At 70.7% G+C, this 11281-nt stretch carries 11 protein-coding genes; 4 read left to right on the forward strand and 7 right to left on the reverse strand.

Going from position 1 to position 11281, the window contains the following annotated elements; all coding sequences use genetic code 11:
* A partial coding sequence (locus tag GCN81_RS28235) for a tetratricopeptide repeat protein (RefSeq protein ID WP_156724747.1) occupies window positions 1-489 on the forward strand: 489 nt, incomplete at its 5' end.
* Between the two features lie 145 nt (window positions 490-634).
* Here the strand turns inward: GCN81_RS28235 and GCN81_RS28240 are convergent.
* The 3 genes from GCN81_RS28240 to GCN81_RS28250 all read right to left on the reverse strand — a co-directional run bounded on the left by GCN81_RS28240 (window position 635) and on the right by GCN81_RS28250 (window position 3900).
* Window positions 635-2134 (reverse strand): UvrD-helicase domain-containing protein, encoded by a 1500-nt coding sequence (locus tag GCN81_RS28240; RefSeq protein WP_156724944.1) that lies wholly within the window; start codon window positions 2132-2134, stop codon window positions 635-637.
* A gap of 476 nt (window positions 2135-2610) precedes the next feature.
* A complete protein-coding gene (locus GCN81_RS28245; protein ID WP_156724748.1) occupies window positions 2611-3471 on the reverse strand; it encodes a DUF6083 domain-containing protein in 861 nt (286 codons plus the stop codon).
* A gap of 171 nt (window positions 3472-3642) precedes the next feature.
* Entirely contained in the window at window positions 3643-3900 is a 258-nt protein-coding gene (locus tag GCN81_RS28250; protein WP_156724749.1) for a helix-turn-helix transcriptional regulator, read from the reverse strand.
* A 166-nt stretch (window positions 3901-4066) separates the two neighbouring features.
* On the opposite strand from GCN81_RS28250, the gene GCN81_RS28255 reads away from it, so the two are divergent.
* The 3 genes from GCN81_RS28255 (at window position 4067) to GCN81_RS28265 (ending at window position 6601) form a co-directional block, all read left to right on the forward strand.
* Window positions 4067-5176: a hypothetical protein gene (locus tag GCN81_RS28255; RefSeq protein WP_197287612.1), complete on the forward strand. Its 1110-nt coding sequence runs from the start codon at window positions 4067-4069 to the stop codon at window positions 5174-5176.
* Between the two features lie 374 nt (window positions 5177-5550).
* The gene (locus tag GCN81_RS28260; protein WP_156724750.1) at window positions 5551-5799 is read left to right on the forward strand and encodes a hypothetical protein; all 249 of its coding nucleotides are present in this window, start codon (window positions 5551-5553) and stop codon (window positions 5797-5799) included.
* 1 nt (window position 5800) lies between these two features.
* Window positions 5801-6601, forward strand: coding sequence for a sigma-70 RNA polymerase sigma factor region 4 domain-containing protein (locus GCN81_RS28265; protein WP_156724751.1), 801 nt, complete (start codon window positions 5801-5803; stop codon window positions 6599-6601).
* A 15-nt stretch (window positions 6602-6616) separates the two neighbouring features.
* On the opposite strand, the gene GCN81_RS28270 is transcribed toward GCN81_RS28265, so the two are convergent.
* From GCN81_RS28270 to GCN81_RS28285, 4 genes are all read right to left on the reverse strand, one after another.
* Window positions 6617-7336, reverse strand: a complete 720-nt coding sequence (locus GCN81_RS28270) for a helix-turn-helix domain containing protein (RefSeq protein WP_156724752.1) — start codon at window positions 7334-7336, stop codon at window positions 6617-6619.
* Window positions 7336-9468 carry a hypothetical protein gene (locus GCN81_RS28275; protein WP_156724753.1) on the reverse strand — a complete coding sequence of 711 codons (2133 nt, stop codon included), beginning with the start codon at window positions 9466-9468 and terminating at the stop codon, window positions 7336-7338. The genes GCN81_RS28270 and GCN81_RS28275 overlap by 1 nt, the downstream gene beginning before the upstream one ends.
* A 25-nt stretch (window positions 9469-9493) precedes the next feature.
* On the reverse strand, window positions 9494-10090 hold the full coding sequence (locus GCN81_RS28280) for a helix-turn-helix domain-containing protein (RefSeq protein WP_156724754.1): 597 nt from the start codon (window positions 10088-10090) through the stop codon (window positions 9494-9496).
* Between the two features lie 95 nt (window positions 10091-10185).
* Window positions 10186-11178, reverse strand: coding sequence for a hypothetical protein (locus tag GCN81_RS28285; protein ID WP_156724755.1), 993 nt, complete (start codon window positions 11176-11178; stop codon window positions 10186-10188).
* Window positions 11179-11281 lie beyond the last annotated feature (103 nt).

Consider the following 11281-nt stretch of genomic DNA (forward strand, 5'->3'; position numbering starts at 1 on the left):
GCGACCGGCGACTATGCGGCAGCCAGGGAGCTTCATGAGCGGGCACTAGCCCTGTTTGAGGAACTCGGAGATCGGCACGGGCGGTCCAACGCCCTCCACGGGCTTGGACGCACACGGTATGCATCGGGTGAGTACGCAAGTGCGGCCGAACTCTTCGAGCAGGCCCTCCACCTCTTTCGAAGGGTCGGAGATCCTCAAGGCGAGGCGGAAGTCTGGAACAGTCTGGGGGCCCTCCGCACCAGAGTCGTCAGCCCCCAGGAGGGGCTGGCCGCACACCGCAAAGCTCTGGAGCTTGCACGCCGAGCGCACAGCCCCCTCGACGAGGCATGCGCCTTGGAGGGCGCCGCGCGCAGCCTGGTCCTCACCGGTGATCTAGAGGCCGCCATGGTCGACTTGAGGCAGGCGGTGCGCATCTACGACTGCATCGGGGCCGCTACAGGCGGATCCGTCGACAGGGCGACCGATGCTTCACGCGCAGCCGGTGGGTGATATCCATCCCGACGCCTGCCAGCATCCCCGCCACTAGCGCAGATCGCCGCGACCTGATCGCTTGGGCGTGCAATGGCGAGGTACCGCTCACCAAAGACACGACCTCTGAGGTGTAGTGCAACCTCGCTGAGCGCGCCATTCACTCTCAGCTGGCCAAGTTACCGCTGTTGTTGTGGGTTACTTCGTAAGCGGTTCCGTCGGGGTGATGGTGAATCCAGGACAGCCCTCCAAGGTCGAGGAGCATCCGGGTGCGGGTGACTGCGACATAGGAGAGCCGGGCTTCGGCGTCCTCGACGGGGCCAGGGAGGGGGTGGCCGGTCTCATCGTGCTGGCCACTGTCTTTGGGCGGGTGAAAGTCGCCGGCGATTTTCACCCGGCCCCACTCTCGCCCCTTGGCCTTGTGTGCGGTGGAGACGGTCACCTCGGCTTGTTGTTCGCTGGTGAGCTGGCCGACGGCGTTGAGGATGGCATCGGCGCCATGGGTGTCGACCAGGTCGACGAGCGGCAGCAGGTCGCATCCTGCCGGGTCGTGCGTAGCGTAGTCCTGGAGGTCGCCCCAGCAGGTAAACAGAACCAGTTCAGGGTGGCCGGTGCGGCGGCCTTCTTTCAGTTCCCGGGCGGCCGAGGCCAGAGCGCGCAGGGTGTCTCCTCCTCCAACGAGGGCGACGCGGCGCCCCGTGCCCAGCAGCTTCATGACTTCGGCCATGGCCCCGACGTTGGTGCGGCACAGCACCGCGTCGGGGTCCTCGACGTCGCCGAGTTCGGTGGGGATGGTCTCGGTGCCCTCGAGGCGGATGGGTGCGTCGGCGATGGCCAGCCACCGGTTGGCCTCGCTGGCCAGGCGAGGGCCGAAGCGGAAGGACTTTGACAAGGTCAGGGGGGTGCCGTTGAAGCTGGTCATGACGTCTTTGGCGCCGCGCCAGTGGTAGATGGCCTGGGCGGAGTCGCCGACCATCACCAGTTGGGCGTGGCCTCGCTGGTTGGTGAAGATCTGTTCGACGACGGGGTTGGTGTCCTGGGCTTCATCGAGGAGGAGGAAGTCGGTGTCGATCTTGGGGTCGGACAGGGCCCAGATTTTGAGGTAGTGGTCGTGGTCGAAGCGGACGGCGCCGTCGTCGGGGTGCTGAAGGTCGGCCCAGGCCCTTCTCGCGAACGGTACGACGCAGGCGGCGAGTTGGGTGTGTAGGTCGGGGTCTTCCAGGCCGCGCAGGTGGGGGATGTGGTGGTGGGTGATGGTGGGGTCGGCGGAGTGGCAGAAGCGGGTCACGGTGCGCAGGGTGGCGTAGGAGAGGGCCTTGGGTGACAGATCGCGTTGGCCGATGCGGATGGGCTTGGTGATGCCCAGTGATTGGCCGGTTCTCCAGGCGGGCTGGCGGGGGCCGTTGAGGCGGCGGGTGTAGCGGTGGCCGATGGCGGCGAAGGCCATGGCATGGGCGGTCTTGCAGGTGACGGTGTTGGGGAAGCGTGTGGCTGCGTCTTGGGCGATGGCTTTGTTGAAGGCGAGGTAGCGGCCGCGGCGTTTGGTGCCGGAGGCGAGCAGGGCGAGGGTGGTGGTCTTGCCGGTGCCGGCGCCCGCTTGGAGGGCGAAGTGGTCGCCGGCGTGGAAGGCGTCGGCTGCGGCGGTCTGTTCGTCGGTGGGGTTCAGCACGGTGCACCTGTCGTGGGGTGGGTGAGGGCGCGGCCGACGGCGGCCAGGAGTTGCGGGGCGGTGGTGCGGGTGAGGAGGCGCTGCAGGGTGTGGTCGAGCTGGTCGGCGTCGCGTCGGGCCTGCTGGGGCCAGGGCGTGGTGGATGGCCTGTGCCACGAAGGTGTGTACAGGTTGGCCTTGTTGGGCGGCTGCGCGGCGCAGGAGGGTATTGGCCTCGATTGGGAGGTCGATGCTGAGTAGGACGTGCCCGTTGGCATCCGGGTAGTGCGCCGTCACGGCGTCCAGGGGCAGGCGGGCATCGAGGCGGTGGCAGAGTCGGCGCAGGGCCTGGTGGGGGGACTTGGCTGAGACGAGGGCCATCAGGCGGGTGGTGTCGTGGTTGGTGGCCAGCGGCAGGATGCGGCGGGCTCGGTCGAGTTCGGTACGGGTGCAGGGTCTGGTCAGGGTGATTTCCAGGGCGTGGTGCGGCACGGTCAGGCCTCCTGTGCCGCGGGGGCGGTGTCGGGTAGGCACGCGTGGATATGGGGGTGGTGGGTGAGCGGGTCGAAGCGTTGCCAGCCGGGCAGGGTGAGATCGGGGGCGCTCGCGGTGGCGGCGTGGGCGGGGCAGCGCTGGGCGCGCCAGCGCAGTTGTTCGGCGTAGGGCAGGTGGCTGAGGTCGTAGAGCGCCATAGGGGTGTCGGGCAGGGCGAGTTGGCCGGGGCGGATGGGGTGGGCGGGGGTCAGGATCCAGGTGCCGGTGGGGGCGGCGGGGTTCAGGATGGGGTGGGGGCAGCGGCGGCGTTGGCGGGTCTGGGCTACGCACTGGATGGAGGTGAGCGGGCGGTCGGCGAGGTAGCGGGTGTAGAGGATCTGTACGACGGGTCGCTCTGGGGTGCGGGTGAGGCGTGCGGGGGTCAGGTTGCAGGTGGGGGTGGTGGGTGGGGTGAAGGTGCCGGTGTCGATGAGGCGGCGTGTGTGGAGGGCCAGGTGGCGGCGGAGGGCTTCGATGTCGGGGCCGAGCGGGCGGTCGCTGGTGTGGCGGGGGCAGAGCACGGTGTGGGGGATTCGGCACCAGGCGGTGGCGTCGGCGTGTCGGTAGGCGATGCCTCCGCTCAGGTGCCAGCGGCAGGAGTCCGCGACGGCGTGGGTGGCGACTTCCTGTGGGTGCAGGGCGATGGGCCGGTGGTTGCTGCGCGGGTACCAGTCGATGCGGTTGCCGCAGTCGCGGCAGTGGCCGTTTTGGCCGGTGCGTAGCAGGCGGCTGGGGCTGGTGGGGGCGACGCGCAGTCGACGGCGGGGCGTGGTGGTGGCGGGGCTGCCGTCCCAGTGGCGGGCTCGGGTGTGGGGGTGCATGGCGGGCAACTTGCCAGGCGGCACTCCGTGGTGGGTGGTTCGCGGCCGCTCAGGTCAGGCGAACGGCCCAACCGTCTACTACAGGCGCGCGAATGATGGCGCGTGTGTGCGACGTCGGGTGACCGTCCGGGTGGTGTGTGCGCGCGGGGTCAGGGGCCTGCTGGCGGCGGGTCAGGCGTCTGGGGTGCCGGAGGGGGTGTGTCCGTCGCAGAGGGTGCCCAGCAGGTGGTCGATGGGGACGGCGAAGGCGTGGGCGTGCCAGGTGGTGATGCTGCCGGTGGTGCGGCCGTGTTCGAGGTCGATGAGGGTGCGGCGGGCGAGTCCGCTGCGGTCGGCGAGTTCGTCGAAGGTCCATCCGCGCTCGCCCCTCAGCCGCGCGAGTGAGACGCGCAGGGCGTTGAGGTTGGGGTCGGGCGGGAAGATCGTCACTCCACCATCCGAAGGTGCAGGACCCTGCCCCGTCAGTGCAGACCTCTGCACTATTTGCTAGGGAAGGGGTGACATCTGCGGCTGCATCACCATGCGGCCGGACACCAGCCCCACCTAGCGCCGGACAGCCCTCGGCGCACGCCCAGACAGGAGGAGATCGGGCCCGATGAGGCTCTCCATGCACGCCGCCCTGCCCCGGGTGTGGTCGGTGGAATTGCACCCGCAGGCGGGCGGGCCGGTGCTGGCCTGCCAACGCTGCGCACCGCGGGCGACCCCGCTTGAGGCGAGCTCGGCGCGCTCCGCCGCCCTGAGGCATCTGGCCCTCCACGCCCGCATGGACACGCTGGCCGGGCACCTGCGGACCTGCCAGTGCCGGCAGCGGGGCTGTCCCTGGCATGCCCGACACCGCGGCTGCGCAGGCCCGGTACGGCTGGCGCTGGCCCGCGAGCACGGCGGGCGCGGCTGGCGGCTGGCCGACGTCTGTGCCGCGTGTGCACACGCCATCCCGCACACCGCCATCGTGCCCGACCCCCTACCCGCGGCTACGCCGCCCGCCGCGTCGGCCCACCAGACGGCGCAGCCTGCCCGACGGCTGCCGGGGCCTACCGCCGTGACTCGCGTGCGGGAGATGCTGAGCTACCTCGCAGCCGCCCTGCCCGCCTGCACTGCGGCCGAGTCACGCCTGCTGGCGCTGCAGTGCGCGCTGCGCGCCGACACCCGCGGCCGGCTCCTGCTGGCGCGCGGGGTGCTGCGCAGCATGCGCATGGCCCACTCCTCCGCCCCTTGGCGGGAGTTGGAACAGGCACAGTGGCTACGGCGACCGGCCAACTCCCCGACGAAGGAGAACACCGGCAGCATGCGGGCCGTACTCCTCGATGCCGCCGTCCTCACCCAGGTACCCGGCCGCCACGGCCGCGCCCAGGCCGCGGACTGGGCACTGCGCACCCTCACCGGCCCCGCGGTGCGCGACCAGACGGCCACCGCCCGGCTGATCACCCTGCAGCTGGCCGTATACACCCTCCCCGACAGCCCGCACGGCCGCGCCGAGGCCGACCAGCTCGCCCGGGCCGCCGGCCTCTCCCACGCCGCGCTCACAACGATCCTGGACCAACTCGCCGCCACGGGGGCACTTCAGGGATGGGGCTTCGATCCCGTCACCGACGAGGTGGCCTGGGAACTGTCGGTACCGATCCCTTCCGTACCGGCCCCGCCCGAACCCGGCAGCCAGCTCGCACGCCGGACAGAGAGTCCGCCTTCTGTCGCGCTGCCGGCCTAGCTCCCAGCCGCGTACACCTTCACGTGTACACCGACGCCTGTGTCCCGTGGCCTTGGTGCGTACGTATCTCGATGGTCGGGGCCCGCCGCGTTGTCTCCTGGCCTGAAGCGCTGCGGCGGGTCCCCTTCACACACCGGCGCCCCCTGCGGGCAGAGGTTCGCCTTCGCCCTGTAGATGCCACCAGAGGGCCGTTTCGCGTCATAGCGCTCAACGTGCAAAAGGCCACACCTCCCGTCCGCCACACGGCAGGGGCAAATAGGCTGTGAGCAGGCAGAATTGAGGAAGCGTCACTGGCGGGTCCGTGTTGCCGTAACCAATGTCTCCTGGCCGATTCATGCGCGCGGCGGCGGTCCCCTTCACACACTTGGAGCGTCATGTCCTTGTTTCCGCATGCCCACACCCCCTTCATGGCACCCGGCTGGCCTACTGCCGTCTGGTCCACCACTCCCGGCCGCGGCCGGCGGCACCCGCTGCACCAAGAACAGGTGCTGCTCGGAGGCCCGGTGACGATCCTGGTGATCGTGCTGGCCGTCCTCGGCTGGCAGGCCCAGGAGATCGCCGTGCTGCTGGCGACCCTCACACCGCTCGCCGTGGGCTACCGCCCCAGCCGGATGGCCTCCTGAGATGGCCATCATGGCGGGGCTGTCCCCCCAGCGCCCGGCCCGGTGGGACGGACACCGGCCGCAGCTCCTTGCCGCACTGCGCGAGCACCTGGCGCTGCGCGGCTTCAGCGACGACATCGCCGAGCCCGCAGCCGACGCCGCCATCGACCGCGTCGAGGCCCGGGCCAAAGACATCGACAGTGTCGTCGCCTACGCCAAGGAGGTGGCATTCAACGAGGCCCGCCGCCGCTCCGCGCGGCGGCGGGAGATGCCGGTGGCCGAGATCGCCAGCATCGCCGCACTGCGCGGCGCGCAGGCGCCGCACAGCGGCTCAGACACCGTCGAACTCCTGGACCTGCTGGCCCGGCTGCCGCACCGCCAGGCCGCGGTCGCCCTCCAGCTGTCCTGGGGGATGAAGGTCTCCGACATCGCCCGAGAACGCGAGGTCAGCCCGTCCACCATCCGCCGGGACATCGCCGACCTGCGCATCGCGCTGCGCCCGCTGTGGGACCGGCGGCCCGAGCCGGCCAGCCCCGTCCCTATCGGACGGGCACAGACAGCTCGCCGCACTCCCGGGGGCCGCGCGGGAGAACTAGCCCACGCCGTACGCAGCCTGGGCACCCGGCAGGGGCAGGTGTTCGACCTGCACCTGCGCGGTCTGTCCCCTGAGGCGTCCGCCCGGGCCCTGGGCATCCCCGCCAGCAGCGTCCGCTCCAGCCTCACCTACGCCCGCAAAAACCTGCGCGAGCGACTCGGCTGGAGCGCCGAAACCCTGCAGGCCGCTGTCCGAGAGTGGGCCCACACCAGGCCCACGGCCGCCTAGCGGGCCTCGCCCTCGTCATCTGCCCGCGTTACGCGGCCGCCAGGTGCGCACCTCAAGGTGGGTGATGTGCGCCTCGGGGTGGATCCGTCCGCTGTCCACCAGCCACTGGTGGACAGCGGCGGTCACGTCGCCGCCTGTGGCGTCCACCCGGCGGGCGAAGTCGGCGGCGTCGAAGCCGCCGGTGGTGGCGGAGCCATAGGAACGTTCCTCGGTGTGGTCGGTGCGCTGGATGACGTCCCGGCGGATGCCGGGTGAGTCGGTGCGGCTGCCGGAGGGGTGTACGTAGCCGCTCTTGCCCAGGCGGACGGTGAAGGCCAGGCGCAGGTGCTGGCGGGCGGCTTCGGCGATCAGGGGGCGCAGGCGGGCGGAGCCGGAGGCGATGGCCTGGGCGCCGACGCGGCCGGTGCCGGTGCCGGTAGGGGTGATGAGGACGGCTTTGGCGCGGACGCGGGCGCGGGCGCCGGAGGCGGTGGTGCGGCGGGTGATGTGGCGGGCGGCGAGGGTGGTGAGGGCGGGCAGGTCGGTGATGCCGCCGGTCTCGACCGCGGTGAGGACTTCGCGCAGGGCGGCCACGAAGGCGGCTCCTTTGTTCTTTGTGTAGAACTGGGAGACCAGGGAGGCGTCGCGGTTGATGATGCGGGCGATGTCGCGTTTGGTGTAGCCGAGCGCTTGGAGTTGGTCGGCGAGCTGGGCGGCTTCGTTGCGTTGCGGCGCCGGGCGGCGGCGGGGCGGCATCAGGCGCCCGCCGGTGTCTGGGCGAGCGCGGCGCGTCCGGCGTCGCGCAGTTGCAGGAGGTCTTCTTCGCTGGTGGGTGCGGCGAGGGGGCCGATGAGGTGGCCCTTGTAGAGGTAGTCGCCAGGCTGGTGGTGGTAGGGCCAGTTGTGGGTGCTGGTGAGGTAGAGGGCGTCGGTGCGGAAAGCGATGACGCTGCCGGGCTCAGTGTGCAGGGCGCCGGCGTAGGTGTCCTGGTCGCGGTGGCGCTGGCTGAGCAGGGCGGCGCGGGCTCCGGACCAGATGGCGGCGGCCCATTCGGGGTGGGCGTTGGGGTCGCGGGCAAAGCCGGTGGGCTTCTGCCAGGTGATCAGGTCGTCGTCGAAGCCGATGATTTCGGCGTCCGGGGGCACGTCGCGTTCCAGGTGGCGGGGGGTGGTGCCGGTGACGGTGCGGGGGCGCTGGGCGAAGGAGCCGATGCCGTACAGCAGGATGGCGCGCACCGCGCGGGAGGCGAGGTGCGCGGCGCGGGCCTGTTGGGCGTCGCCTTGGAAGTGGGCCTGGGTGGTGAGGTTGGTCCAGGCGTCTTTGAGTTTCTTGGCCCAGTCGTCCAGGGGTTTGCCGTCGTCGAAGAGGATGCCGTCGAGGATTTCGATCTTCCACGGCCCGATGGGGTTGGCCAGGGCGGTGTGGATTTCGGGGCCGCCGGCCCAGGTGGTGAAGGTGGTGCCCGGTGCGGCCGGGTAGTGCCAGGCGCGTTCGCCGGGGGTGGCGGCGGGCAGGAGGCCGACGTGGTTCCAGGTGTCGGGGACGGTGACGCGGACGTGCCAGTGGCCGCAGCCGTACAGGGCCCGGGTCTGTTCCTTCTCGGACCAGCTCGCGAAGGTGGCGGCGGTGATGCGGCGGGGGGTGCCGACCGGGGACTTCCAGGTGTGTTTGGCGTAGGCGAAGGTGCGGTCGTACTCGACCAGCGCGGGGAGCTGTTCGGGGACGCGGGGCGGGGTGATGAGTTCGGTGCGGCCCTGCCCGGCGGTGGCGTGCAGCAGGCCGCGCAGTTCCTCGGACAGGACCGGGTAGCCCTCGGCGTGCTGGCCGCGGGCGGGGATGGTGCGGGTCCACAGGTCGCGGCCGGTCTGCGAGGGGGAGCCCATGATGACCGCGTCGGTCCAGTGGCGGCGCAGGGCCTGCCACAGCAGCACGAACGCGTCGCGGGCCACGGCCGGTTCGTCACCGTCGAGGTCGAACCACTCCCCCACCGAGCGGATCTCGACATGCTCCTCGCCGTTCTCGCGCTGGTAGCGGGCGACGGGGTTGCGGGGATGGACGAAGTGTCCGGCCATCCGGTCCCTGCCACGGCCGGTGTCGGTGCGCCAGCCCGGCGTGGGCGCGTTCAGCCAGGCCGCAACCGCGTCCCGCAGGTAGGGATAGCGGCCGGCGTCCCGGTGCCAGGAGTCACCGCCGGTGATGTAAATGCGCTCCACGCCGCCGGGGAGGGTACGGAAGACGGCGGTGAGGATCTCCGCAGCCGAGCCTGATCCCAGCTCAAGCCGGTGAGTCTGGTCGCGATGGACCAAGACGCCGGTGTCGGTGTCGAGGAAGACGGTGGAGCGGGCCTGCTGGGTGAAGTTCGGCCGTGTGGAGGCCAGGTTCGCAGTGTGCGTGAACCACCCGTCGCCCGCGGCACCTTCGGGGATGGAGGGCAGAGTGCGCGGCGTGCCCAGGACGGCGGGCGGCGGACCGGAAGAATCCTGCGGGGGCGCCTCGGCCGCTGACGGGCCAGCGGGCTTGCCTGGCGCGGTGGACATGGCGGGGGCTGGCGTTCCCGCAGCCGGGGCAGCAGACTGCGGCGCCGCGCCCGCGTCATCAGCGGTCTGGGCTGCAGTGGCCGGTGGGGCCGTCGCCGAGTCGGGCGCGTCGTCGCCGGTCGTGGCGAGGCTGTCGGGCGCGAGGGCCGGGGCCAGGGCAACGACCTCGGCCAGACTCAGTCCGGCCGCCGGCGCAATCCGCTCCGCCTTCGCCTTCTCATACCCGGCCAGCACCGCGATCTGCTTGTCCCGCGCAGCCTCAAGTCTGGCCAGTGCGGCCTGCGTCTTCTTGATCTCATCCCGCACGGTGCGCAGTTCGGCGAGAGCGGCGGTGTAGCTGTGTGCGTCCATCGTGTTCCTTGGCTCGGGTGGCGCTTCAGCCGTTGCGGCGGGTGGGAACGTAGGCGATTGCCCCACCGGAATGGGAGGGCAGGCGAGTGCCCAGCAGGTGGCCGGCCAGACGCCGCTCGGCGGTAGTGGTCCCGGTCAGTTCCTTAACCGGAGTGGCGAGATCGGTGACGTAGCCGGCCAGCCGCGCCTGGGGGAAGCAGTGGCGCCCGTGCTCGTTCTTCTCCCACCCTTCCAGGCCGGTGAGCACGGCGACGACGTAGCCCGACACGGTCACCGGCAGCACTCCCCCGGCCGCGATACTCGCCGCGTCACAACGCCACCAGCCCCGCAGCGCCTTCAGGAGATCGTCCGGTGCGAGCGATGTAGAAAAGCCGATCCACTGGCGGTCGCCCTCGGCGACCTGCCGGGCCGCATCGACACGCAGCACCGCGACCTCGGGGGCCTCCAGCCGGTCAAGCGAGGCAAGATGACGTTCGGTGAGGGCTTGGATGGTGGCGAGCGGGACCATGACTCGCACCCCACGCCGCGACAGGCCCGGCAACAACCCGGCACGGATCAGGCGACGAAAAGTGGTGACCGCACAACCCAGCTCCTCCGCAGCCTGCCCCGTCGTCAGCAGCACCTCTACCCTCCCCGTATATCCCAAATCCGATATCTGATTTGGGATATACATTACGTGCACGGCGGATGAGGGGCAAGGAGCACGGTCATGGAGGTTCAGTAGGTGTAGCGGGCGGCCTCGTCTGCTGCGGGCCCGATCGCGCCGATCTTGTTGAGGCGACTGATGACGGCCCCTTCATCGCGTCCGAACTCCTGTGAAAGTTCCGCGATAGCGGCGCCTTCGGCGGCCCGCCGGGCCAGCAGGCGATCGTCCTCGGGTTCCCACTTCTTGTAGGCGTTCGGGTGTGCTTGGCGTTTGTCCGTCACGGTGTAGGCCTTGGGTTGCTCGGGGATGGTATTCGCACGCCGATCGGGGACGAGGTCTTTCGGGAAGGGTTCCAGGCGGAGGTCCCACAGCTTCCACCGGATGGCCGCCTCGCTGCGTCCGAACTCCTCTGCGAGCGTCGCTTCGTCCTTTCCGTCTGCGTGGGCGGCACGCAGAAGGTCGAGCAGGTCCTCGGTCCAGGGTGCGCCACGTTGGGCAGGCTTGGCCGATGGGGCGGGTGCCGACGGGGCTGGGGGTGACGCTGGACAGGCGTCGGCAGCTGCTTTCAGGAGACGGGAGAGATGGGCCAGGTCTGTGGCGTCGGTCTCTCCTGTGAGGGCTCCGTAGATCTCGCCGGCGGTGGAGGTGATCATGATGTTCACCTCGACTCGCCCGCCATCGAGCTGTTCCGCGTCGAAGCTGTAGCGGCGGTTGGCGGCATAGATCTCCAGTTTGGCGACGGGCACCGTGGCAGGCGGTGGAGGGTCGGATGGGGGCGCATGGGCGGCTGTCTGATAGGGGGCTGACAGGAGTTCGTGGACGTGCCAGGACGCCAGAACCCAGTCTCCGTTGTCGAGTTGGTAGGTGGTGGCGCTGGGCTCGAGGTCGGTGGCGGCGTACAGCACGCGCAGCGTCTGGCCGGCGAACAGGCTGGTTGCGGGGCCAGCTTGGGGCGGGGCGGGGAGGGTCAGGTTGCCGTGCCTGGGCTGGGGTTCGTGGATGTCGGCGTCGGGGTCTCCGTGCCACGTGCCGCTGGCGTCCGTGAAGGCATAGAACAGGATCATGTCGGGGGCTTTCCAGTCGGTGGGGTCAGACGGAGCGAACGGCTCCTGGGGCTGGTGTGGGCCCAGATTGTTGTCAGGAGCAGGCGGCCGCCGGTACCGCGCT

Source organism: Streptomyces apocyni, assembly GCF_009739465.1.
GTDB lineage: Bacteria > Actinomycetota > Actinomycetes > Streptomycetales > Streptomycetaceae > Streptomyces > Streptomyces apocyni.